Source organism: Nocardia sp. IFM 10818, from assembly GCF_054655275.1.
In genome coordinates this window covers 1,648,964-1,672,754 of the sequence record NZ_BAAHJH010000001.1, presented here as the reverse complement: position 1 = coordinate 1,672,754, position 23,791 = coordinate 1,648,964, and the positions used below count along the sequence as shown (strand labels likewise).

At 68.5% G+C, this 23,791-nt stretch carries 22 protein-coding genes; 8 read left to right on the top strand and 14 right to left on the bottom strand.

The annotated features are described in order from the left end of the window. Positions 1 to 84: 84 nt before the first annotated feature. Genes ACYQ5L_RS07390 through ACYQ5L_RS07375 form a run of 4 tightly spaced genes read right to left on the bottom strand, consistent with a single transcriptional unit; the run spans position 85 to position 4,512 of the window. On the bottom strand, positions 85 to 1,098 hold the full coding sequence (locus ACYQ5L_RS07390; protein ID WP_459956525.1) for a pyridoxal phosphate-dependent aminotransferase: 1,014 nt from the start codon (positions 1,096 to 1,098) through the stop codon (positions 85 to 87). Between the two features lie 2 nt (positions 1,099 to 1,100). Beyond that, positions 1,101 to 2,111, bottom strand: coding sequence for a 3-oxoacyl-ACP synthase III family protein (locus ACYQ5L_RS07385; RefSeq protein WP_459956523.1), 1,011 nt, complete (start codon positions 2,109 to 2,111; stop codon positions 1,101 to 1,103). A 2-nt stretch (positions 2,112 to 2,113) separates the two neighbouring features. After that, a complete protein-coding gene (locus ACYQ5L_RS07380; protein WP_459956521.1) occupies positions 2,114 to 2,773 on the bottom strand; it encodes an SRPBCC family protein in 660 nt (219 codons plus the stop codon). After that, positions 2,770 to 4,512 carry a thiamine pyrophosphate-binding protein gene (locus ACYQ5L_RS07375; protein WP_459956519.1) on the bottom strand — a complete coding sequence of 581 codons (1,743 nt, stop codon included), beginning with the start codon at positions 4,510 to 4,512 and terminating at the stop codon, positions 2,770 to 2,772. The genes ACYQ5L_RS07380 and ACYQ5L_RS07375 overlap by 4 nt, the downstream gene beginning before the upstream one ends. A gap of 441 nt (positions 4,513 to 4,953) precedes the next feature. Between ACYQ5L_RS07375 and ACYQ5L_RS07370 the strand changes: the two genes are divergently transcribed. Then, a complete protein-coding gene (locus ACYQ5L_RS07370; RefSeq protein ID WP_459956517.1) occupies positions 4,954 to 6,180 on the top strand; it encodes an MFS transporter in 1,227 nt (408 codons plus the stop codon). 6 nt (positions 6,181 to 6,186) lie between these two features. Here the strand turns inward: ACYQ5L_RS07370 and ACYQ5L_RS07365 are convergent, their stop codons facing one another. The 6 genes from ACYQ5L_RS07365 to ACYQ5L_RS07340 are packed head-to-tail and all read right to left on the bottom strand — an operon-like array spanning position 6,187 to position 12,722. Further along, positions 6,187 to 7,392 carry a serine hydrolase domain-containing protein gene (locus ACYQ5L_RS07365; protein ID WP_459956515.1) on the bottom strand — a complete coding sequence of 402 codons (1,206 nt, stop codon included), beginning with the start codon at positions 7,390 to 7,392 and terminating at the stop codon, positions 6,187 to 6,189. Between the two features lie 36 nt (positions 7,393 to 7,428). Then, on the bottom strand, positions 7,429 to 8,478 hold the full coding sequence (locus ACYQ5L_RS07360) for a 2Fe-2S iron-sulfur cluster-binding protein (RefSeq protein ID WP_459956513.1): 1,050 nt from the start codon (positions 8,476 to 8,478) through the stop codon (positions 7,429 to 7,431). Further along, entirely contained in the window at positions 8,475 to 9,368 is an 894-nt protein-coding gene (locus ACYQ5L_RS07355; RefSeq protein WP_459956511.1) for an SDR family NAD(P)-dependent oxidoreductase, read from the bottom strand. Before ACYQ5L_RS07355 ends, ACYQ5L_RS07360 begins: the two co-directional genes overlap by 4 nt. Continuing rightward, the gene (locus tag ACYQ5L_RS07350) at positions 9,365 to 10,930 is read right to left on the bottom strand and encodes a flavin-containing monooxygenase (protein ID WP_459956509.1); all 1,566 of its coding nucleotides are present in this window, start codon (positions 10,928 to 10,930) and stop codon (positions 9,365 to 9,367) included. The genes ACYQ5L_RS07355 and ACYQ5L_RS07350 overlap by 4 nt, the downstream gene beginning before the upstream one ends. A 30-nt stretch (positions 10,931 to 10,960) precedes the next feature. Further along, positions 10,961 to 11,839, bottom strand: coding sequence for a metal-dependent hydrolase (locus ACYQ5L_RS07345; RefSeq protein WP_459956508.1), 879 nt, complete (start codon positions 11,837 to 11,839; stop codon positions 10,961 to 10,963). Between the two features lie 28 nt (positions 11,840 to 11,867). After that, entirely contained in the window at positions 11,868 to 12,722 is an 855-nt protein-coding gene (locus tag ACYQ5L_RS07340; RefSeq protein ID WP_459956506.1) for a metal-dependent hydrolase, read from the bottom strand. A gap of 125 nt (positions 12,723 to 12,847) precedes the next feature. On the opposite strand from ACYQ5L_RS07340, the gene ACYQ5L_RS07335 reads away from it, so the two are divergent. After that, positions 12,848 to 13,564, top strand: coding sequence for a TetR/AcrR family transcriptional regulator (locus ACYQ5L_RS07335; RefSeq protein ID WP_459956504.1), 717 nt, complete (start codon positions 12,848 to 12,850; stop codon positions 13,562 to 13,564). Position 13,565: 1 nt separating this feature from the next. Here the strand turns inward: ACYQ5L_RS07335 and ACYQ5L_RS07330 are convergent, their stop codons facing one another. Continuing rightward, positions 13,566 to 14,219, bottom strand: a complete 654-nt coding sequence (locus tag ACYQ5L_RS07330) for a TetR/AcrR family transcriptional regulator (RefSeq protein ID WP_459956502.1) — start codon at positions 14,217 to 14,219, stop codon at positions 13,566 to 13,568. Positions 14,220 to 14,322: 103 nt separating this feature from the next. Between ACYQ5L_RS07330 and ACYQ5L_RS07325 the strand changes: the two genes are divergently transcribed. Continuing rightward, positions 14,323 to 15,576, top strand: coding sequence for an oxygenase MpaB family protein (locus ACYQ5L_RS07325; RefSeq protein ID WP_459956499.1), 1,254 nt, complete (start codon positions 14,323 to 14,325; stop codon positions 15,574 to 15,576). A 46-nt stretch (positions 15,577 to 15,622) separates the two neighbouring features. Here ACYQ5L_RS07325 and ACYQ5L_RS07320 read toward each other — a convergent pair whose 3' ends face one another. Then, positions 15,623 to 16,759: a lipase family protein gene (locus ACYQ5L_RS07320; protein WP_459956497.1), complete on the bottom strand. Its 1,137-nt coding sequence runs from the start codon at positions 16,757 to 16,759 to the stop codon at positions 15,623 to 15,625. 197 nt (positions 16,760 to 16,956) lie between these two features. Between ACYQ5L_RS07320 and ACYQ5L_RS07315 the strand changes: the two genes are divergently transcribed. The 3 genes from ACYQ5L_RS07315 to ACYQ5L_RS07305 all read left to right on the top strand — a co-directional run bounded on the left by ACYQ5L_RS07315 (position 16,957) and on the right by ACYQ5L_RS07305 (position 19,450). Next, positions 16,957 to 17,175 (top strand): hypothetical protein, encoded by a 219-nt coding sequence (locus tag ACYQ5L_RS07315; RefSeq protein WP_459956496.1) that lies wholly within the window; start codon positions 16,957 to 16,959, stop codon positions 17,173 to 17,175. Between the two features lie 109 nt (positions 17,176 to 17,284). After that, complete coding sequence (locus ACYQ5L_RS07310; RefSeq protein WP_459956494.1) at positions 17,285 to 18,718, top strand: MFS transporter; 1,434 nt, start codon at positions 17,285 to 17,287, stop codon at positions 18,716 to 18,718. A gap of 123 nt (positions 18,719 to 18,841) precedes the next feature. Next, entirely contained in the window at positions 18,842 to 19,450 is a 609-nt protein-coding gene (locus ACYQ5L_RS07305; RefSeq protein ID WP_459956492.1) for an NADPH-dependent F420 reductase, read from the top strand. Between the two features lie 39 nt (positions 19,451 to 19,489). Here ACYQ5L_RS07305 and ACYQ5L_RS07300 read toward each other — a convergent pair whose 3' ends face one another. Next, positions 19,490 to 20,296: an SAM-dependent methyltransferase gene (locus ACYQ5L_RS07300; RefSeq protein WP_459956490.1), complete on the bottom strand. Its 807-nt coding sequence runs from the start codon at positions 20,294 to 20,296 to the stop codon at positions 19,490 to 19,492. Positions 20,297 to 20,421: 125 nt separating this feature from the next. On the opposite strand from ACYQ5L_RS07300, the gene ACYQ5L_RS07295 reads away from it, so the two are divergent. Then, positions 20,422 to 21,801 carry a diguanylate cyclase domain-containing protein gene (locus ACYQ5L_RS07295; RefSeq protein ID WP_459956488.1) on the top strand — a complete coding sequence of 460 codons (1,380 nt, stop codon included), beginning with the start codon at positions 20,422 to 20,424 and terminating at the stop codon, positions 21,799 to 21,801. A 15-nt stretch (positions 21,802 to 21,816) separates the two neighbouring features. Here ACYQ5L_RS07295 and ACYQ5L_RS07290 read toward each other — a convergent pair whose 3' ends face one another. Next, on the bottom strand, positions 21,817 to 22,719 hold the full coding sequence (locus tag ACYQ5L_RS07290) for a DUF5995 family protein (protein ID WP_459956486.1): 903 nt from the start codon (positions 22,717 to 22,719) through the stop codon (positions 21,817 to 21,819). 175 nt (positions 22,720 to 22,894) lie between these two features. On the opposite strand from ACYQ5L_RS07290, the gene ACYQ5L_RS07285 reads away from it, so the two are divergent. Continuing rightward, positions 22,895 to 23,782, top strand: coding sequence for an STAS domain-containing protein (locus tag ACYQ5L_RS07285; protein WP_379202171.1), 888 nt, complete (start codon positions 22,895 to 22,897; stop codon positions 23,780 to 23,782). Positions 23,783 to 23,791: the final 9 nt, after the last annotated feature.

Below are 23,791 nucleotides of genomic sequence, written 5' to 3'. Positions count from 1 at the left end.
CGCCCAAGGACAGCAGTGCGTAGTCGATCTCCTCGTCCGCTCCGGCCCGGCGCCCCTCGGGTCCAGCAGGCGGATTCTCGTGCATTACTGCACTGTACTGCGTACGGCGTCGAGCACCGCCTCCGTGGCCGCCCGGTCCCCGACGGTAATGCGGATTCCGGTCGGATAGTGCTTGACGTGGATGTCGGCGCCCGCCAACGCGGTTCCGACCCGATCGATATCCGGGCCGGGCAGGGTCGCGTACGCGAAGTTGGCATGGCTGTCGGGGACCGACAGGCCCAGCTCGCGCAGTCCCGCGCTGAGCCGCCGCCGGTGCTCGCCGATCGTCCGCACCCGCGCCGCGATCTCCGGTTCGGCCTCGTAGCTGGCGCGCACGCCTACCTCGGCAAGGGCGTTCATGCCGAAGGGCAACTGCCACCGGGCGATTCGTGCGATGGTCTCCGGATCGCCGAGGGCGTAGCCGACCCGCAGCGCCGCCAGGCCGTACGCCTTCGAAAAGGTGCGCAGCACCAACAGATTCGGATGGCGGTCGAGCAGCGCCGCCACCTCGAGGCGGTCGGCGCCGACCACGAAATCCACGTACGCCTCGTCCAGGACGACCATCACCCCGGCGGGCACCTGCCGCAGGAAGGCCGCCAATTCGACCGGGGCGATGAGAGTTCCGGTCGGATTGTGCGGACTGCACAGCACCACCAGCCGGGTGCGCTCGTCCACCGCCCGCGCGATGGCCGCCAGGTCCTGCCGCCCGTCGCCGGTGAGCGGCACCTCGACCGGGTGGCCGCCGGCCATGGCGGTCAGGATGGGATAGCCGTCGAAGGTCGGCGTGGCCATGACGACATGCGTTCCGGCGGAACCGAACTCCTGGACGATGTGCATGATCACCCCGGTTGCCCCCGCACCCACCACCACCCGGTCCGGCGCCAGGCCGAGCCGTTCGGCAATGAGCCGGGGCAGCCGCTGCGGCAGGAATTCCGGATACCGGTTCGCCGAGGCCAGGGCGTGCGCCAGCGCCGCGCGCACGGACGGCGGTGGCCCGTAGGGGTTCTCGTTGAGCTGGAGCCGATGGCCGAACCGGGCCGGCGCGGGCGCGCGGCGCATGATCAGCGCCCGCCCCAGCGCACGGCGGCGGCCGCGGCGAAATCGCCCGCGTGCGCGAAACCGGCGAACATGACCAGTGATCCGGCCGGGACCCGGCCCTCGTCCACCGCGCGGTCGAAGGTCACCGGAATGCCCGCGGCGAACAGGTTTCCGCACTCGTCGAAGGTGTCCGGATGCCGCTCCGGCGGCAGCTGCAGCGCATCGCGCCAGTTGCGCAGGAAAGCCCGGTTGGGCTGATTGGTGACCAGCAGGTCGAGCTCGCTGGAGGCGACGCCCAGCCGTCCGCACACCGCGTGCGCGACCTCGGGCACGATGCGATTGCCGCGGCCGAGCACCTTGGCGATCTTGGATTCGGTGAAGCCGACGTGCATCTGCCCCGCGCCGGCCTCCCAGTAGCGGCGCGGCGGATCCGCGATGACGGTCATCTGCCCCGCGAACTCCGGCAGATGCCTGGTCTCGATATCGAGAATGGGCGAATCCCCGGATTTCACCAGCAGTCCCGCGCCCGCGCCGTCACCCGGGATGGCGGCCTGCGGTTTCCCGCGCACCTGCTCCTGGGTGAACACCTGACCGGCCACGTTCTGCACGGTCACGATGAGCGCCGCCCGGGCGTCGGTGCTCAGCAGCAGCTGCCGGGCCAGCTTCATGCCGTGCACGAAGGCCGCGCAGCCGCCATTGTGCAGGTCGATCAGCCATTCGGGTTCGATACCGAGCCGCGCGGCGACCTCACCGCCATTGCCGACGATGCCGGTCTCGGGCAGCTGGGTGTGCACGATGAGAATGTCGATGTCGCCCAGCACATCCCGGCCCTGCCGCGCCAGGATGGGAGCCACGGCTCGTTCCGCCATATCGGCCGGGGTCTCCCCCGGCGCGATATGACGGCGGAACTTCGGGGCCTTGAACATGGTGTTGGCGGTGATGTCCTCCGGATCCGCGTACTGCGCGAAATAGTCTGCGGAGACGATGTTCTCGGGCAGGTACCCGGCGACGTCGATGAGGCTGACGGTGCTCATGGTCAGACCATCCATTCCGGCTTGATGGGCAGCCCGTTGGCGTGCCGGTGTTCGCAAATGGCTTTGAGATTGCGCAGTTCCAGCAGATGCCCGGCGGCGAAGAGGTGCCAGAAGTCGCCGACCCACACCGGGCGGTCCGGCGGCGCGGTGTCCGGGTAGCCGTTCTCGTCGTAGAACGGGTGGTGGCAGTTGGTCCACAGCACCACCGATCCCGGCTTGCCGAGCACCAGTTGCGCGTCCACGACCCGCATCAGGTAGATCATCCACAGGTGTTCGCCCTGATCCCAGGCGCAGTGATAGTCCACCGTGCGCGCCTCGGGATTGGCGACCGTGCGCGTGTAGATGCGGGTGTGCGAGCCGATCCGGTCATCGGACACCCACAGATCGGGCTGCCCGGTGCGCTCGAAACCCCGCATGCTGTAGGTCCATTCGCACAGGCTGCGGGTATCGGACAGGTACTCGTACACCTCGTCGGGCGGTGCGGCGATGTACTCGTTGACGGTGCAGTACTCGCCGAAGATCTCGTCGTGCGGGTACACGGCGCGGGTCATGTCCAGCACCATCGGCATGCCCTCCTTCATGGCCAGGGTCTCGATGCGGTAGACGCCCGGCACCCCCACGTCCGGGACCTCGACGGGTGCGGCGTGCACGGATTCGGTCATGCGGTGTGCTCCTTCAGAAATGGTGCGAACGGCGGGATCTCGTCGGGATCGCACCGAAGTTCGATGAATGCCGGACCGGCCTCGATCCGGGTCTTGTCCAGCGCGGTCTCGAATTCCGCGAGGGTGGCCGCGCTGTAGGCGGGCAGATCCGGGAACATGGCGGCCACGCCGTCGCCGAGCCGCGCGGGCCCGAAACGGTTGTAGGTGTAGTCGCCGGAGTAGTACAGCTGTTCCCGGGTGACGCACATGGCGTGCGCGTTGTTGTTGAAGACGACGAAGGTGACGGGGACCTGATATTCGATCGCCGTGTGCACCTCGTGCCCGTGCATGAAATACGCACCGTCCCCGGCGATCACGACCGTGCGCCGCCCGCGCCCCAGCGCGCATCCGATCCCGGCCCCGAACGAGTACCCCATCCCGCCCATGCCGAGCGCGATGAGGAACCGGCCGCCTTCGGGCACCGGAAGGTGGTGCACCACTGCGGCGCCGGTGTTCCCGGCATCGGCGACCACATCGGTGCCGGGGTCCAGGCGAGCGGCTATGGCGGTGACAGCGTCCCGATATCGCACGCCCGGACCGGTCGCCGGCGGCGGAACGAGCTCGGGGAACCTCTCCGTCATTCCGGCGTGCTCTTGGCCGGAGTCTCCCCGGCTCGTGTGGATCCCGGCCACGGGCACGCCGGGATGGCGAGTGAGTTCCCGCAGACGCAGCCGCAGCGGCCCGGAAACCCGGATGTGCGGTGTGACGAAGGGTCCCTGGTCACCCAGGTGTAGCACGCGCGGGCACGCCGCCAGCGCATCGTCCAAACCGGCGCGCGCGGTCATCGGCAGCGCCGCGCCTGCCAGCACGCACAGGGCGGACTCGGCCACCAGGCCGGGGACGTGCGGGTGACCCATGATCCCGGTGACTCCGGCGAAGCGCGGATCGTCGTTCGGGAAGGCGTCTTTCGCATCCGGGGTGACCAGCACCGAGGCGTCGAGGGCCGCGGCGAAGGCCGCGAGTTCCGCGCGGGCGTCGGCCCGCGCGATCTCCGGTCCGGCGATGACGACCGCGGGTCCGCGACCGGCCGACGCGATCAGCCCGGCGGCCGAGTCGACCAGACCGGGTGTGTGCGACCGGAATTCCGCCGATAGCCGGCGCAACTCGCGGCCGACGGCCGCCGGGGGCGCATCCCCTGCCTGCCCGCCGTGCCCTGCGGTCACGACCTTCGCGGCCTGAATGTCCTTGGGTAGCAGCAGGACCGCCGGTCCACCGGCGAGCGCGGCGTCGATGGCCCAGTCCAGCGCATTCAGATCCGATAGTCGAGTGACCTTCGCGCAGAACCGCGATACCGCCGCGAAGATCCGCTCGGCATCCAGCAGCCCCGGCCCGCCGCTGGTGTCCTGGAACGCCCCGCGCCCTTCCAGCCCGGTCGGCGGCTGCCCCACCAGCGCCAGCACCGGCACCCGCGAGTCGTGCGACTCCGCCAGCGCGGCAAGCAGATTCATCGCCCCGCCGCCGGAGGTCGCGGCCACCACCCCGAGCCGGTTGGTGGCACGCGCGTATCCGTCCGCCATGGCGGCGGCCCCGAATTCGTGTTTGGCCACAATGCCCGTCATGACATCCGGCCGCCGCGCCACCGCGTCGTAGACGTCCTCGATATTCGCACCGCCCACCCCGAAGAGGTGATCGGTGTGCTCCGCCAGCCGCGCGACGATGACGTCCGCGACCGTCCGGGTCACCGGTCCGCGTTCGGACATGATCCCCCATTTCGAATTGCATTGTGCGCGATACATCGCTCACAAGGTATCTAGGTTCTCACCCCCCGGGCAATGTGTCCCGGGTCACGTTCTTACCCGAAATATGCTGATAGACAGCACATTTGGGCGCACGAATACCCTGCCGCGGAAACCCGGCGGGGTAGCTGTCCCGGACGCGGAAACACCCTCACGGGCATATCGACCGCTACCGGATCACGACCAGCTCATCCGGTAGAACGGATCACCCGCCCGCTCGGTTCAACGCACCGGGGGCGGCGGCATTGACCTGCGGAGTTGGCCGACATTTGCCCTGGTGTTGCCCGAATCGCAACCGCTAGCCCCCAAAATGGGCGGGAGGACGCAAAACGGTGGTTCGCCATATCCTCGGGCCATGGGGCTTTCGTGGCATTCCGCCACGCCTCGTTCGATGAAGGGGCACGGATGCCACGCACGACACGGATCACCGTCATGCTGCTGTTCGCGGCATGGGTAGTCGACTACATCGACCGGACCGTGATCAATTTCGCGCTGCCGGCCATCGGTGCGGACCTCGGTCTCGATCACACCCAGCAGGGGCTGCTGGTCTCGATCTTCTTCGTGGCCTATGCGGCCATTCAGGTTCCGGCGGGGCTGCTGGCGGATCGCTACGGCGCCCTGCGGGTCGGCGTGGTCGGGCTCGTCGCCTGGTCGATCTTCACCGGATTGACCGCGGTGGCCTGGTCTTTCGCGGTCCTGCTCGCCATGCGGTTCCTGTTCGGGCTGGTACAGGGCGTCTTCCCGGCCGCCGCCATCAAGGCGCTGGCCGAACGCAGTGTGCCCGAACAGCGCACCACCGCGACCGGATGGATGAACTCCTCGAACGCGGTGGGCATCCTGCTGGCCTCGGTGATCGCGGGCATCATGCTGCCGACCATCGGATGGCGGTGGATGTTCGCGATCATCTCCGTGCTCGGCGTGGCGGTCATCCTGGCCTGGCGCAAGTGGATGCCGGAACCGCTCACCCAGGACGTGCAGCCCGTCACCATGGGCCTGAGCTCGGCCGAACGGCGCAAGGTGCTGTTCTCCCCCGCCATCCTGGGCTTCGCCGTCATCTTCTTCGGCTACGACGTGCTGGTGTGGGGCGTGACGGCGTGGACGCCGACCTTCCTGCACGAGGATCGCGGAATCTCCTTCGCCGCCATCGCCTTCGCCGCGGTGCCGTCCACGCTCGGCGCGGCGGCGGGCGTGGTGATCGGGGCGCGCATGTCCGATCGCCTGGGCGGGCGGCCGCGGGTGATCGTGGTGCCGTCCATGGCCTTCACCGCCCTGATGCTGTTCATCCTGCCGCGCATCGAGTACTTCCCGCTGTTCGTCGTCGCGGGCACGGCCATGACGCTGGTGGCGGGCATGGCCATGATGCCCGCCTTCTCGGTGCCGCTGCGGGCGCTGCCCAGCGCGTACATCGGCGCGGCGACGGGGGTGATCATCTTCGGCGGGCAGCTCGCGGGTGCGCTCAGCCCGTTCACCTTCGGGGTGGTGACCGATCACTTCTCCTATACGACGGCCTTCGCCACCATGGCCGTCGGACCGGCGCTGGCCATTGTCGCGGCCCTGCTGGTGCCGCAGACCGCCGAAGCGTTCCGGGCCTCGGTGGCAGGCCGCAAAAGACCCATGAGCCTGCCGCTCTGAGCCGGGTCAGGCCGCCTCGACGGCGGCGGCGTGGCGCGCGTAGCTGCCCGCCGAGCGGGTTATGGTGGGCAGCAGCAGCGAGGTCAGGATCATGTCCACGGGCAGCCGGAACAGATCCAGGCGGTTGTGCACGAAGCCCACGGCCAGACCGGAATCCGGATCGGCCCAGCCACCGGAGCCGCCCAGGCCGATGTGCCCGAAGGCGTGGGGCGCGCCCAAGGTGGGGAACGGGTGATAGCCCAGGTGCCAGAAGGTCAGCGGATTCGAATCCGGGCTCAGTCCGGTGCGGCGATCGAGGGCGCGCACGGTTTCGGGGGCGAGCAGCCGCTGGCCGCCGAGGGCGCCGTCGCCCGCGATGAGGGCGTAGATCCGGGCAATGGCGTCGGCGCTGAAAACGCCGGTGGCCGCGCCGTTGCGGGCGGTGCCGAAATCCGGGTAGGGGCCGAGCAGGGCGGCTTCGGCGCCCGTGACGTGGGCGGAGCTGATCAGCGTGCCGAGCACCGGAATGCGGGTCACGGCGGCGGTCAGCGGCCGGCCCAGCCGGGTGCCGGTGAAGGACAGCGCCGGGCCCACCATCTCGGCCACCGCGGCGGCGCCGGCCGGGCGGCCCAGGTGCAGGCCGGAGAGGCCCAGCGGCTCGGCCAGTTCGATGCGGTACAGCTCCTCCATCTCCTGGCCGGTGATCGCGCGGGTCAGACCGCCGAGCAGCCAGCCGAAGGTCACCGCGTGGTACATGGGCAGGCCGCGGGTCCAGTCCGGCGTGGCCGCGGCCAGCCGCTGCTCCATGAGCGCGTGATCGAGGACATCGGCCGGATCGTCGAGCAGCCGCCGCAGATCCCCCAGTCCGGCGCGGTGCGCCAGGACGTCGCGCACGGTGATGGAATGCTTTCCGCCGTCGGCGAATTCGGGCCAGTACTCGGCGACCGGCACGTCGTAGTCGAGCAGGCCGCGGTCGGCCAGGCGGTGGATGACCATGGACGTGATGCCCTTGGTGGTGGAGAACGTCAGCGCAGCGGTGTCGGCCTCCCAGGGGATCTCGCCGGCGGCGTCGGCCGTGCCGGTCCAGATGTTCACCACCGGTTCCCCGCGCAGGTAGACCGCGAGGGCGCCGCCGGTGCGCACATAGCGCGAGAACAGCAGCGCGAAAGCGCGCACGGCGGGAGCGAAGGCGGGATCGGCGGCGCCGTTGATCCCGGTGGGCAGTGTGAACATGGCAAACCTCGTTGTCCGGCCGCGCAGGCGCGGCGCTCATTCGTCGAAGGTTATGTGCAGATCATCGGATTCCGGGAGGGTCTGGCAGGCCAGGGTGTAGCCCCGGGCGAGCTCCTCGTCGATCAGGGCCTCGTTCATGATCATGCGAGTGCGGCCCTGCCGGACGCGGCAGACGCAGGTCCCGCACGCGGATTCACGGCAGACATAGGGTGCGTCGATGCCGCGGTCGAGCAGGACATCGAGCAGTTTCCGGTGCCGCGGCCAGGGCAGCGTGTGTGTCTCGCCATCGATCTCGACCTTCACGGTGGCGGTGTCGCCCGCCGGACGCGCAGGGACCGGCGCGGGAGCCGCCACGGGTTGGTGGTGCTCGAATGGATTGTCGGTGAGCGAGCGGTATTCCTCCTCGCGGACCGCACGCTCGGGTATCCGCAATTGTGCCAGTGCGTTCTTGAGGGCAGTAGCGAATCCCGGTGGGCCACAAAGGTATACATCAAACCAACGATATGGTTTTGCGAGCGCCCCGAGGCCGCGCGCGGTGGGAGTGCCGCGTTCGGATTCCAGCCAGTGCACCACCGTCAACCTGCGCGGATGACGGCGGATCAGCTCGCGCAGCTGTGCGGCGAAGATGATCGACTGCCGGTCGCGATTGGCATACAGCAGCACGATCCTGCCATTGCCGAGAGCGAGCGCGGACTTGAGAATCGAGAAAATAGGGGTGATCCCGCTGCCTGCCGCGCACAGCAGGAAATCGCGATTCCAGCTGCGCGGCACGAAGTTTCCGGCCGGCTCCAGCACGGTGAGCAGGGCGCCGGCCGCGAGGTTGTCGCAGATCCAGTTCGAGGCATAGCCGCCGGCGGTGCGCTTGACGGTGATGGTGGGGCGGTCGCCGCAGTGCGGGCTGCTCGACAGCGAATAGCAGCGCGCCACCGAGCCGGTGCGCTCGCTGGGCACCCGCAGGGTCAGGTATTGCCCCGGCGCATAGGCGAACCGGCGGACGAGGTCGTCCGGAATGTCGAAGACCAGCGAGACCGCATCGGCGGTCTCCGCGACGACCTCGCGCACCTTGATCTGGTGGACGCGGCTCATCCCGGCACTCTCCTACCGAGTAGGTACTCACCTGCCGCCTGGATGCGCTCCATCGAGAGGGGTTGTGTCATACGGCGATTGATGCCCGGCGCCAGGCGCAGCATGAAGTAGCCCAGCCAGGCCTCGGCGCGCACCGGGACGACGGCCAGGTCGTAGCGCACCGCGCGCACCACGGCCCGGGCCACCAGATCCGGGCTCAGCGGCGAGAACGGCAGGCGGGCCGCGAATTCCTGGATCTCCCTGGTGATCTCCTTGCCGCGGGCGACCAGGTCCGGATCGACGCCGACGGCGACGGCGTGCTCGCCGATATTGGTATTGATCACGCCGGGACAGATGGCGCTCACCCCAACCCCTTTCGGCGCCAGTTCCAACCGCAGGCACTCGGTGAGCATCTTCACCCCGGCCTTGGACACCGAGTAGGCCGACATGACCGGAGTCGGGGTGAAGGCGGCCGCGGAGGCGATGTTCACGATGTGGCCGCGGCGGCCCTCGTCGATCATGAGCCGGGCGAAGGTGCGGCAGCCGTAGACCACACCGAGCAGGTTGACGCTGAGCTGGAGCTCCCAATCCGCGGGCTCCAGATCCAGGAAGGCGCCGCTGACCAGGATTCCGGCATTGTTGACCAGGATGTCGGGGACGCCGTGGTCGGCGTGCACGTCCCGGGCGAAGGCCGCCCACGCGTCCGGATCGGTCACATCCAGCTGGGCGGCCACGGCGCGCCGGCCGTCGGCCTGGATGGTGGCGACCGTCGCCAGGGCGGCGTCCTTGTCGATATCGGAGACGACGACCTGCGCCCCCATCCGGGCGAAGCGCTGGGCGACCGCGCGGCCGATACCGCTGCCCGCCCCGGTGACCACGACCAGCCGCGGCTCGATGTCATTGACCTTCATGATGCTTCCTCCGACAGCACGGCGGGCGCGGGCACGGGCGCGCCCACGGTGTAGCGGTAGACGTCGAGATCGAAATGACGGTTCTGCCAGTACATCTCGCCGTGGGTGGACGGCCGGAACGGGGAATCGCCGTGATTGTCGATGTAGTAGGTATTGGAGCCCGCGCACACCGGCGTGAAGAGGAAGTTCCGCTGCTGCCGCTGCAGGCAGGCGGCGAAGTACTCGTCGTGGACCTCCTGCCGGATCTCGGTCTCGGTGGCGCCCCGCCGTTTCGACTCGGCGATGACCCGGCTCAGATGCGCGGCGGTGGCCTCGATCATCCAGATATAGGAGCCGAGCACGAAGCCGTAGGGTCCGGTGATGGTGAAGGCATTGGGGAAGCCCGGCACCGAGACGCCCTGATACGACTGGTAGCGGTGCTCGTCCCAGAACCGTTGCAGGTCCTTGCCATTGCGACCGCGCACCGGGAACGGCGGTACCGCGCCCTGCTCCCAGAGCTTGAAGCCCGTGGCGCAGATGAGCACGTCGATCTCGTGCTCGCGCCCGTCCGCGGTGACCACGCCGCGCTCGGTGACGCGCTCGATGGACTCGGTGACGAGGCTGACGTCGGTGCGGTTGAACGTCTTCAGGTAGTCATTGGACATGGAGGGCCGCTTGCAGCCGAGACCGTATTTCGGCATGAGCCGTTCGCGCAGCACCGGATCGGCGACCTGCCGCCGCATCCATTGCCGCACCGGGATTTCCGCCAGCTTCCGGCCCGTCTCGGTGAGCCAGGGCGGTCCGGCGACCATTCCGCTCATGGCCAGTTCGGTGCCCAGGTTCCCGGCCAGCCGCAGCACCGATCGGATTCGCCTGTTGCCCAGCACCTGCCGCCCGAACCGGCCGATGGCGGCGTCGGTCTTCGGGAACACCCAGATCGGGGTGCGCTGGAAGACGGTGAGATGCCTGGTCTCCGCCACGATCGCCGGAATCAGCTGCAGGGCGGTGGCGCCGGTGCCGATGACGGCCACCCGCTTGTCCCGCAGCACCACATCGTGGTCCCAGAGGGCGGTGTGCACGAGCGCGCCGCCGAAGTCCTGCAAACCCGGGATATCCGGCATCTTCGGCCGCTCCAGCCCGCCGACGGCCAGCACCACGTAACGCGCGGTGAGCTCCCGTCCGCCATCGGTGGTCAACCGCCACAGGCTGTTCCGGTCGTCGAAGTCCGCGGCCACGATGGTGGTGTTCATCCGCAGCTTGCCGCGCAGGCCGTACTTGTCGACCATGCTCTCGGCGTATTCGCGAAGTTCGGTGCCGGGCGCAAAGACTCGCGACCAGTCGCCGCGCTGCTCATAGGAGAAGCTGTAGATGAACGACGGGATGTCCACCGCCACACCGGGATAGGTATTGGCGTGCCAGGTGCCGCCCACCCGATCCCATTTGTCGACGATCACGAAGTCGTGGATGCCTTTGCGCTGTAGTGCGATACCGGTGCCGATGCCACCGAATCCGGCGCCGACCACGATGACCTCGTGGTCGGCCCGGCCCCCGGCGGGCGCACCCCAGCCGACGACACTGCTCATGTCATTCCTCGAATCTGTTTGCGGCCGCGCTCAACCCATGCGATCGAGCAGCTCGCCGTCCGCCCCGAACAGCTCCCGCCGCCAGTGCTCGAGCAGCGCGTTGGTGTCGATGTCGTCGGGATGGAAGCCCGGGCGCATATAGGGCCGGATCTCCTTCATGAGCCCGCGCACGATCGGGCCGCGATACAGCCGGATCGATTCGCGCAGCACCCGGATCGGCCGCCAGCTGTGCGGATCACTGAGGATCGACGCGGCCACGCCGAGCGAGACGACCGGGATGGTGAAGGCGTAGGTGCCCGCCATGAGCACGATCCGCACGACCTCCGAACCGCCCGTGGCGCGGTACACGTCGAAGGCCACCGACTTGTGCTCGAGCTCCTCGAAAGCGTGCCAGTTCAACAGGTTCCACACCTCCGGGTCGCCGGGGATGGCCTGGATATCCGGATTGCCGAGGACCCGGTTCGCCAGTGTCGAGGTGTAGTGCTCCGCCAGCGCCGTCACGGCCAGGTGCACGTGCCGCGGCACCAGGTTCTCGACCATGATCAGCGCCCGCTCCCGCAGCGCGCCGGGGCCGAAGGTGAAGACGCGCACGATCGGGAAGCCCATCTCGATGAGCTGCTCATTGAGGGCTCGATGCTGGTTGCCGTGCATGGCCTCCTGGCCGATGAAGCCCGCCACCCGCTTCTTCAGCACGGGATCGGTGATCTCGCCGGAGAATTTGCGCACCGAGCGGATGAAGGATTCCTCGCCCGGCGGGAACGCGCCCGAGAGCAGCGCCACCAGATGAGTGAGCGGGATGTCGTCCTGGACGAAGTGGTGGGTCATGGGTTCGGGCCGGCCGAACCGGAAGCGCATGCGCCGCACCTTCGGATAGGGGGTGGGGGACACGGTGTCCTGACCGATCGCCATTGGTCGGTCCTTTCTCGATGGAGTTGTCCTACTTCAGGTGGTCGACGAGCGCGCCGTCCGCGCCGAACAGCTCGCGCTGCCAGCGCTCGAGCAGCGCGGTGGTGTCGATGTCGTCGGGGTGGAAGCCGGGCCGCATGTACTGGGCCAGCTCACCCATCAGCCCGCGGAAGATGGGGCCGGTGAACAGCTGATACGCCTCGCGGGCGATCCGCACCGGCCGCCGCCGCGCCACCGGATCGCGGGCCAGCGAAATCGCCAGGGAGCCATAGGTGAACGGGATGGTGAGCGCGTACAGCGCCGCCATCACGCCGATCCGGGTGCCCTCGGTGCCGCCGACGGCGCGGAACACGTCGAAGGCCACCGACTTGTGCTCGAGTTCCTCGAGCGCGTGCCAGTTCAGCAGGTTCCAGAATTCGGGCGAGGCCGGAATGGCCTGGATCTCGTCGCTGGAGAGCACTCGCTGCGCCAGCACGGCGGTGTAGTGTTCGGCCGCCGCGGTGGCCGCCAGATGCGCGAGCGGTGAGAGCCGGTTCTCGATCCAGCGGGCGCGGTCCTTGGCCTTGTCGGTGTCGATCCATTCGATGGGATAACCCATTTCGACCAGTTTGTGATTGAGCCGGCGGTGCTCCTGCCCGTGCATGGCCTCCTGGCCGACGAAGCCGCTGACCCGCTTCTTCAGGTCCGGATCGGTGATCTGCTCGGCCACCCGGCGGACCGAGCGGATGAAGGATTCCTCGCCGGGTGGGAAACCGCCCGAGAGTCCGGCCACGAAATGGCTGAAGACCATATCGCCGTCGACGAAGTACTTGTCGTTCGAATCATGTTGCTCGAAGCGGAATCTGATCCGCCGAGCCTTGGGGTAGCTGAAAACGGTACCGGCCATCTCGCCCATCCTTGATGCAACACTGAGTACCTAGTACTGCGTGTTCGATGTGAGTCCCAGTGTAGGATTGTCCCAGACAGATAGGCAAGGGGTGCGCCGCATCGGATCGAATTACAATCTGCCGCATGGCCTCCCACCCCCCTCGCGACCGTCCGGCCGCCCCGAAGGGTGATGCCCGCTACGACCGCTGGCATTCGCATCGCACCTCGGTGCGGGCCGAGCTCATCGAGGCCACCATTCGCGCCATCGACGAGCACGGACCCGATCTCTCCATCGACGATGTGGTCAAAACCGCTGGTATACCGCGCCCCAAGCTGTATCGCTTCTTCGGCGACAAGGTCGAGTTGCTGGCCGCGGTGAGCGGCCGGGTGCAGGAGCTGATCGTCGAACGCGTCACCCCGCTGTTCGACCCCGCCGCCTCCGCGCGCGAGGCCATCCACACGGCCCTGGCCGCCTATATCGATCTGGTTTCCGAGCGCCCCAACCTGTTTCGCTTCATAGTCAGCTCACACGTGGTCGCGGCCTATGGCGCGGCCCGTTTCATCGAGGACGGGCGCCCACTGTCCGATACGGTTTCCGAGTTCCTCGCCGGCATTCTGCGGGTCCGCGGCGCCGATGGGGAGCATCTCCAGTACAGCGTGGACGCACTGCTCGGCGCGATCGGCCTCGGCGTGCTGCGCTGGCTCAACGAGCCGTTGATCAGCGGCAAGGAACTCGCCGATCAACTGGCCGCGTTCGCCTGGGGCGCGCTCTACGCCACGGCCGAATCCCGGGGGCTCACACTCGATCCCGACGAACCCCTGACGGCGCTCGCCGAACTCGCCGCCCCCGAACAGGCCTGACTCAGCAACCGTCGGCCGCCATTTCGCGGCGCACGGTGGTGGTGATCTCCGAGGCGGTCATGATCATGGCGACCAGGAAGTCGACCAACTGGGCACGCTCGATCGCGAGGTCGCCGCGCAGCCATTCGGTGATCAGCTCCAGCCCGCCGTGCGCGATGGTGCGGGCCGCCAGTTCGGCATGCATGCCGGTGACGGCCTCGTCGCCCAGGAGCTCACGACCTTGCGCGAGCATGGTCTGGGCGGCCAGATCCACCAATTCGGTACGCCGGCGGCGCAATTCGTCACCGGACTGGAATTCGACGACCAAGCGCCGGCGCACCGGATCGTCGGCGAGGACGGCGACGCCGTGCTCGACGACGGCGCGCAGGCGGATCCGGGTATCGGCGGGGGCATTGGCGATGACGTCGAACAGTCCGGCCATGAGCTCGGCCAGCTGGGCGTCCACCAGCTCGAACAACAACTGATCGGTATCGGCGTAGCTCTCGTAGAAGTAGCGATCGTTCAAACCCGCACGGGTACACAGCGCGCGCACTTTGAGTCCGGCCAGGCCCTGCTCGGCAATCAGCTCCCGGGCGGCCGCGCGCAGCTTCTCGCGCCGCTGGGCGCGCCGCTCATCGCCGCTCAGTCCGGCATATCGGCCCCGGTCCGATGCCATGTCACCACCACCTGTTGCCATGCCGCCGACTTTGGTGAAGACTATCACCAAATAGTCTGGTGAAGCTATTCACCAGAGTGGGATGCCTAACAGGAGGCACGCAATGGCGCGTACCGAGCAGTTGCCCGAACCGGTCGTCTTCCAGGAGCCGATGTTCAAGCTGGCCATGAAGATCCTGGCCCCCGGCGATATCCGGCCCACGCCCGAACAGCGCGACGCCTATCGCCGGTTCACCGAACTGGGCGATCCGCTCGCCGACGCCGTCGTGGACATGTTCCGCCGCCTGCCCACCGGCCACGGCCGCAAACTGTTCGAGATCGCCCTGGAACGCGGCATCGACGCGGTGCCGGACGCACCCACCGAACTGCGCGCCTTCTTCGCCCACGTCGATGCTCAGCCCTTCTGGCTCGACCAGGCCAAGCTGGACCTGGCCGCGCGGGTCTGCGGCCGGGTCAGCCCGTGGGCGACCAATCTGGCCCTGTCCATGTTCTCGCTCAATGGCGGCTACCTGGCCTCACGGGCGGACAAAGTGCTGATCGGCACCGGCGGCCTGTCCGCCGAGCACATGGCCCCGCGCCGGGTCGCCGAGACCGCGACCTGGTGGATGGACGTGACCGCGGCCGGCGGGATGGGCCGCTTCCAGCCCGGCTTCAAGAACACCGTGCGGGTGCGGCTCATGCACGCCCAGGTGCGCGCGGGCATGAACCGCCGCGCGGACTGGGACTACGCGAACTGGGATCACCCGATCAACCAATCGCTCACCGCGGGTACGCTCATGCTGTTCTCGCTGGCCACCATTGCCGGCTGCCAGGCGCTCGGGCTGCAGTTCACCCGCAAGGAGAAGGCCGCCGTCTACCATCTGTGGCGCTGTGTCGGCCATGTGATCGGCCTGGACCCGGAGATCCTGCCCGCCGACGAGACCGACACCTGGCGGCTGCTGTGGCTGCAGGCGGACTACGAATTCAAGCCGGACGCGGATTCGCGCGCCCTGTCCGAGGCGCTCGTCGGCGCGCTGCCCGCCATCTACGGCCTGGACCGCGGCGGCCCGGCCGGTCGGCTGGCCGGGCGCGCCTTCACCCTGTACTCGGTGTCCTACAGCCGAATCCTGCTGGGCCACACCAATTCCGACTTCCTGGGCATGCCCTACAGCCGCGTCTTCACCGCCGCCGTCCTGGCCACCGCCGCACTGAACGGCGCACTCGAGATCCCCCGCCGCCTGATCCCCGGCGCGACCCGCCTGGCCGAACGCCTCGGCCGCCGCACCACCGAGCGCATGATGGCCCGCTCCGTTCTGGCGACCGGCCCCGACCGCAGCTACGGCCGCCACGATCGGCTCGCCGAAACCCGCGCCGCCTGAACCACTCTCCCGCTCGGCGCCACGCGGGGCCGGGCGGGAGCTCCGGTCAGGCGAGGCGGCGCAGATCCTTCGACTGCGCCTGCTCCAGGCATTCGCTCAGGAAGCGCAGGGCGGGTCCGGCGAAGGCGAAGGCGCCGGTGACGTGTTCGCGGCGGTGCATGGTGTGCATGGTGACGTCCGCGCCGAGGGCCTTCCAGCTCTCGGCCAGGGCCACCGCCTGGTGGAACGGGATGATCTGCTCGGCGGTGCCGCCGGCCACCAGAACCGGTGCGGCCGGGGCGATTCCACCCAGTTTGTTCTCCTGCAGGCGCGCCTTGACGGCCGGGACCTGGAACGGCGGTGTGTGGCAGAAGGTGTCGACGTGGGTGGGGATCACCAGGCCGCCGGCAATGCCGAGCACCGCCGCCGCGGCGGCATGGGTGCGGCGGAAGAGTGCGGCCAGGGCGCGGCCCTGGGGCTTGAGGTATTGCAGGACATCGAGTTCCGGATAGGCGGCGTCGAGGCCGAGCACACCGTAGAACAGCAGGAAGGCGTAGGGGGTGCCGTCCAGGAAGGCGATCATGTCCTCCAGATCGGCGGGGACGGAACCGATCGCGCCACCGGCGAGCTCGAGCTCGGGGGCATAGCCGGGCTGGAGTTGCAGCGCCCAGCCCGCGGCATTGCCGCCCTCGGAGTAGCCGTAGATGCCGAGCGGACCGTCGGGGTCCAGGCCGGCGGCGGGCAGGCGGCGCGCGGCGCGCATGCTGTCCAGTACGGACGGGCCCAGTGAGCGGCCCATGACATAGGGGTGCGTGCCCGGATTGCCCAGTCCCGGATAGTCGGTGATGGCGAGCGCCCAGCCGCGGCGCAGGGCGGCCCGGATGAACAGCGATTCGTATTCCACGCCGAAGCGCAGCTGCCACGAGGACGCGGCGATCCGGTCGGCCAGGCCCTGGGTGCCGACGGCGAAGCCGATCAGCGGCCGCGGGCCCGCGCCCCGCCAGGGTTCGCGCGGCACCAGCACGGTGCCGGTGACCTCGACCGGGTCACCCGCGCCATTGGTGGAGGTATAGGTGATGCGCCAGGCGCGGGCGGGAAGTCGCAGGCCGGGCAGCATCCGCGCGACCATCGGCGATGCCGCCAGCAGCCGGCCCGGAGCTCCCGCCGCCGCTTCGTCGATGCGGTGGGTGTACGCAGTCATCATTGCCTGCCCTTCTTGCACGAACGCGCCTTATGCAGTTGTCGCGCAATCGAATCCGGGCGTTAACGACTGTCCGGGACAGCGCGCATGATCGTTACCATACCTAAAGCAAGAGAAAGTGACACCTCGTGTTGCAGTAACTCTCACTCACTGAGACAACACTGTGAAATACGCTCTTGCATCGGCATGTTGCCCACGGGGTGAGCACACCTCGGCAAATCCTGTTGATCTCGGGCAGCACCCGCGACACCTCCACGAATACCGCCGCCCTGCGGACCATCGCCGCCCTCGCGCCGCCGGAACTCGAGGCGCGACTGTACGACGGACCGGTCGGGCTGCCCGCCTTCATACCCGGCGACCAGCCCACACCGGCCGCCCTGGCCGAACATGCGAGCATCGCCGAACCATCCGAGATTTAGATACCCCCATAGGGTATGACATGAATCACTGGGCAGGAGCATTCCTTCCACATACCCCCTATGGGTATACAAATGGGACCGGATTTCCCTCTGCCAAGGAGTGATTCACATGTCCACCGCCAACCCGGCGCCACCGTCCTCGCGACGGTGGATCGCCCTCTCCCTCATTGCCCTCGCCCAGTTCATGGTCATCATGGACACCTCGATCATCGGCGTCGCGCTGCCGGAAATGCAGGCGGCCCTGGGCTTCTCGCAGGAGAACCTGTCCTGGGTCTTCAATGCCTACGTGGTCGTCTTCGGCGGACTGCTGCTGCTGGGCGGCAAGCTGTCCGACATTCTCGGCGCGCGGCGCATCTTCCAGCTCGGCTGGGCGGTGCTCGGCGCCGGATCACTGGTGGCGGGCATCGCCTCCACCGCGACGGTCGAGCTCATCGGGCGCGGCGTCCAGGGCGCGGGCGCGGCGCTCATCGCGCCCTCGGCGCTGACGCTGCTCATGATGCTGTTCGGCGGCAATCCGCGCGAGCTGACCAAGGCGTTCGCGGTATACGGCGCGGCCGCGCCCGCGGGCGGCACCGCCGGTGTCTTCCTGGGCGGGGTCATTACCGAATACGCCTCGTGGCCTTGGGTTTTCTATATCAACATCCCCATCGCCCTGCTGGCGCTGATCGCCGCCCCCGCCCTGGTTCCCGGCGGCGCGCTGGCCCCGCACGGCTCGGTGGACCTGCTCGGCGCGGCGACGGCCACCCTCGGCCTCGGTGCGGCCGTGTTCGCGGTGGTCCGGGCGCCGCAGACCGGCTGGCTCTCCGGTGAGACCTGGGGCGTACTGGGCCTGGCGGCCCTGCTGCTGATCGCCTTCGTCGGCATTCAGATCCGCCGCAAGGATCCGCTCATGCCGCTGGCCATCTTCCGCTCCCCCAACCTCGGCGCGGCCAATCTGGCCCAGGTGCTGCTCGGCGCGGCGTGGGTGCCCATGTGGTTCTTCCTGAACCTCTACCTGCAGCAGGTGCTCGGCTACTCCGCCTTCCCCTCCGGCGCGGCGCTGCTGCCCATGACCGCGCTCATCATGGCCGGCATGATCGCGCTGTCCCCGAAGTTGTTCGCCCGCTTCGGCGCTCGCACCATGACCATTACCGGTCTGCTGGTGCTGGCCGCCGGCCTGGCCTGGCTGTCGTTCATCCGCCCGGACGGCAATTTCTGGATCGACGTGCTGCCCGGTTCCCTGGTCGCCGCCCTGGGCATGTCCCTGGCGTTCGTCCCGTCCCTGCAGACCGCCATCTCCGCCGCGCCGCCGGAGGAGGGCGGGCTGGCCTCGGGCATCGTGAACACCGGCTACCAGATCGGCTCCGCGCTCGGCCTGGCCGCGGTGACCGCCATCGCCTCCGCTGCGGGCGCCGAAAAGCTCGGTGACACAGTGGCTCTCACCGATGGCTTCGCCGCCGCCTTCCAGTCGGCCGCCGTCATCGCCGTGCTGGCCGCCGCCGCTGCCGTGGCGACCTTCCGCCGCCCGGCCCGCACCGCCGAGGAGGTGAGCGTCAACGCCTGAGCACTGTCGCCCGCAACCCCGTGACACGACCCGGCGGAGATTTTCCGAATGGGGCCACGCACGGGGTTGCCGGGTATTTACTGGTATAGACCGAACCGGCGCCGATCCGAGGGATGGTGCGGGATGGATGTGGGTATCTTCGGCGCGGGCCTCATCGGCCTGAGCCTGGCGGGACTGTTCGACCGTGCCGGGCACACCGTGCACATCGCCAACCGCCACCTGGAGGAACTGACGGCGACCCTGGCAGACAGGGGACTACGCCATACCCGGGCCGCCCCGGTGGACGAGGTGACCGACGCCGCGTCGCTGCTCGTCGGCGCGGTGCAGTGGAACCAGCTGGCGGCGCTCGCCGCGGAATTGCCGCCGCTCGACGGCAAGATCTGGATCGACCCGGCCAACCCGTTCGAACGCGATGCCTACGGCAATGTCACCGTCGTCGACACCGACAGCCGGCCGACCAGTGCGATCGTCGCGGAGCTGGTGCCGAAGGCCCAGCTGGTCAAGGCCTTCAACAACTTCACCACGCCGATGTACCGTTCCGGCCCGCTCACCTCGCTGGGCCGGATCGTCGCCCCCATGGCCGGGGACCATCCCGCGGCGCTGTGCCGCGTCGCGGAACTCGTCAAGACCACTGGATTCGTTCCGGTCGTCATCGGCAATATCGATGACAGCGTGGTGCTGGAACCCGGCGGCGCGCTGCGGCAGCTGAGCATCCCGCTGATCGCGCCCTAGCTTCTCGCGGGCCGATCAGTCAGGTTCTCGCGGGGCCGATCAGTCCTTGCGGGCCAGCCCGCCGAAGGCGCCCGAGACCTCCGGATGCTCGCCGACATCGGCCGGATTCTCCGGCCGCCACAGCGGCAGCAGCACCAAGCCGGGCTCGAGCAGCGTCCAGTCGTGGAAGTACGTCGCGATCTCGTCCTTGCTGCGCAGCGTGATCTCGGTGGAGGTCCGCCCGGACAGCTTCTGCGCATCCAGCACCTCCTGCGGCTGCCCATCGGCGGTGGCATGGGTGATCGCCACATAGCTGCCGGGCGCGCACACCTCCAGCAGCCGGGCCACCGCCCCGGCCGGATCGGCCTCGTCCGGCACGAAATGCAGGACGCCGAGCAGCAATACGGCCACCGGGCGGGAGAAATCCAGCAGCCGCGCCACATCCGGCGCACTCAGGATCGAATCCGGTTCGGCCACATCGGCATGAATGACGGCGGCATTCGGATTGCCGTCCAGGATGGCCTGGCTGTGCGCGACCGCGACCGGGTCGATATCCACGTACACCACGCGGGCTCGGGGATTCCGGGCCTGCGCCACCTCGTGCACATTGCCGACCGTCGGAATGCCGGAGCCCAGATCGAGGAACTGGTCGATTCCGGCATCGGTCAGATGCCGGACGCAGCGGCGCAGCAGATCCCGGTTGGCGCGCATGGTCTCCGCGACATTCGGGGTGAACTTCTCGATCATGTGCGCCAATTCGCGATCGATCTCGAAATTGTGCATGCCACCGACGAAGTAGTCGTACACTCGCGAGGCACTGGGGCGATCCAAATCGATGCCCTCGGGAGCCCAACTCGGTCTGGTCATCGCTTCGCAACCCTTCTGCACCAAGCTACTTCACGGCCAATCATGAAGCGCCGCAATGGTATCGCAACCCGGACCGGCAGGGCGGCGTTCGCGGCCGGAGACTGGTCGGGCTACCATCAACCCCCATGGCGTCGGATCCCGGGGGTGGGCCGGAGCATGGCGGCCCGCACGCCGACTTGGTCGAACAGTGGGCAGCCGCGCTCGACAGCGGAGTCCGCGATCACGTGGTGCCCATGAGCCGGGCCGAGGCCCATGCCCTGCTGACCCGGCTCGCCGCGGGTTTCGCGGCGGCCGCGCGGGATGGCGCAACCCTGGACCGGGTCGCCGAACTGGGCGCGGAACTGGCGCGTGCGCATTTCGTCGGCAACGAGGTGCTGGGCCGCAGCGTCACCGTCCTCGGATCCTGCTTCGCCCGGGATGGCGCAATACCGGCCGACCGGCTCGCGGAACTGCTGGGCGCGTTCACCGCCGGCTATGTGCGCGCCTTCCGGAAATGGTTGCTGGCCGAGCAGGAAAGCGTGCGAATCGCCGAAATCACCGCACGCATGCGGGTGCAGGAAAAACTGCGGGCAAGTGAGGCGCGGTTCCGAGCGGTGTTCGCACAGGCCGGAATTGGGACCGGATTATCCGATATGTCCGGTCGCATCATCGATGTGAATGCCGCCTTCGCGGAAATGCTCGGCTACACCCCGGCCGAGATGTGCGCCCTGGAGGTCACCGATCTCGCCCATCCCGAGGACGATCCGGGCATGTGGCCGCTGTACGCCGCGGTGCTGCGCGGGGATGTCGACAATGCCCAGATGGAGAAGGCGTATCCGCATCGCGACGGGCGCACGGTGTGGACGAATATCAATGTCTCGCTCATCCGCGACGATCACGGGGAGCCGCGGTACACGCTGATCCTGGTGGAGGACATCTCCGAGCGGCGCGCGCTACGCGAACGCCTGCACTACCGCGCGCATCACGATCAGCTCACCGGGCTGGCCAATCGATCCCGGTTCTTCGACGCCCTGACCGCCGCCTTCGCCGAGCCGGATGCCCGCATCGGGCTCTGCTATGTGGATCTCGACCGATTCAAGGCCGTCAACGACACCTTCGGTCACGCCATCGGCGACGAACTGCTGGTCCAGGCCGCCGACCGGCTCACCGCCTGCACCGGCCCGGACCAGCTGGTGGCCCGCATGGGCGGCGACGAATTCGTCATCCTGGTCCCGGATTCCGGCGGCGAGGTCGATCAGCTCGCGCACCGTGTGCGCCGTACCTTCGCCCGCCCGTTCGAGGTGCACGGGCACCGGCTCACCGTCACCGCTAGCGTCGGCACCGCGGCGGAGTTCGCGGCCCACACCACCGCCGACGACCTGCTGCAGGCCGCGGACTACAGCATGTACTGGGCCAAGGCGGCCAATCGCGGACCCGTGCGCCCGCTCTCGGCATCACGGCACACAATCGGCCGGGACACCCGGCATGCCGACGGCGGCGCGGTGCCCGCCAAGACCACGGAATAGTGGCGCGAACTCGCCTCACAGCGCGCGCAACTGCGCCAGCACCTCGAATGCGACTTCGGCGGAATCGGACAGCGCGGCGATCTCCAGCGCGGTGGCGTCGTGCAGCGCCGGATCCTGCAGGGCGAGGCCGTTGCCGAAGATGACCACATTCGCGCCGAGGTCGGCGGCGATCAGCAGCTGCCTGGTGGCGACGCCCTCGCCCACCAGCAGGTCCAGGCCCTCACCGAGGAAGTAGAAGCGCCACAGCGGGCCCAGATCGGCGTCGTAGACCCGTTTGGTGCGCTCGATGATCACCTCACCCGCACCCGCGATGGCGGCGACGATCTCGAAGTAGTCCGGCGCGTTCTCCGGCGTCGCGCCGATGGCGGCGAGGGAGTACGCCAGATCCACCGTGAGGTGCGCGTTGTAGCCCGACATGGCCGCCCGCGCGCCCGACAGCTCGCAGTTCGCCGCCAGCGCGAAATACCGCGCCCAGTGCGGTTCGACCACGCCACCGGTGAATTCGGCGTGCAGATTGTCCAGGTAGCGGCGCAGCAGCTCGAAGCTGATGGCGTGCGCGAATCGCCGGTCGGCGAAGGCGAGCGGATCGCGTTGCAGCGGCATGACCGCCACCTCCTCGACCCCGTCGAGCCCGATGCCGAACAGCCCGCGCCGGTCGCGATGCTCGGCCAGAATGCGGGTGATCCGCTGGTTACGCTGCACCGCGACCGCGAGCCGCGCCAGCGCGTCCGCCGGCAGATCGGAAGTCTCGGATAAACGGGCTATGGTGGCAATCTCGCCGGTGGACAGTGGCGTCCCACAGGCGGCCGGCGCGGGTGGCACGCCCGCCGGGGCCGCGGCTCCCGGCGCGGCCGCGGAAACCGCCAGTACCGCAGCGCCGATCGCGATGAGGAGCCCGGACCGGGCGGTTGTCTGCACGGGCAAGAAGTGTACGGACCGGTCGGATAATCACGTGGTTGCCGACCCACCCCGTCAGGGGATCTTGACAGGAAAGCGTTCATAACTCCGCAACGGCGCGAATAGGCTCGGCTCGCTCATGGCACATTCGCGTCAGCGCAACAGCAAACATCCGGCGGTAGCGTCTTGGAGAACCATGACATCGCGTGCGAGACATATCGACAACACCCTGCTGGTGGACAGACCGGGCGAACCCCTGCTGTCCGAACTGGTCGAACATCTGCGCCAGAACCGCACCCTGCTACGGGAGGAATGGGCGCGCCGCATTACCCACGCCCAGCTGCTCACCGCCATGACGCCGGACGAGATCTTCTCCGAGGCCACCTCGGTCTACGACAACTACGTCGACGCCCTCGAGACCGGCAGCGTCGAGGCCCTGCAGAACTACGCCCGCGACCTGTCCGAGCGCATCATTCCGCGCGGCGTCGAGACCGACGAGGTGCTCGGCATCGTGCTGCTGCTGCGAGATGTGCTGGCGCGCTCGCTGTTCGAGAAGTACCAGTCCGATTTCGAATTGCTCAATCGCGTCCTGGACGCCTATGAGCCGGCGGCCAACCGCATTGCCAATACCGTCGGCGTCTCCTTCGTGGAGGAACGCGAGCGCATCATCCGCCAGCAGCAGGAGGCCATTCGCGAACTCTCCACCCCGGTGCTCCAGGTGCGCGAGCAGCTGCTCATCCTGCCCATTATCGGCGTGCTGGACTCGCAGCGGGCCCGGCAGCTGACCGAACAGCTGCTGGGCGCCATTCGCGGCAATCGGGCCAAGGTGGTGGTCATCGATATCACCGGTGTGCCGACCATCGACTCCACGGTGGCCAACCACCTGGTCCAGACCGTGGACGCCTCCGGGCTGATGGGCGCCAGCGTCATCATCACCGGGTTGTCCTCGGAGATCGCGCTCACCCTGGTGGCGATCGGGCTGGACCTGTCGAAGATGAACGCGGTCGGCGATCTGCAGGGCGGTATCGAGGAGGCCGAACGACTGCTCGGTTACGAGGTCAGCCGCACCGCCGACACGCTGTGAGATCGCGTC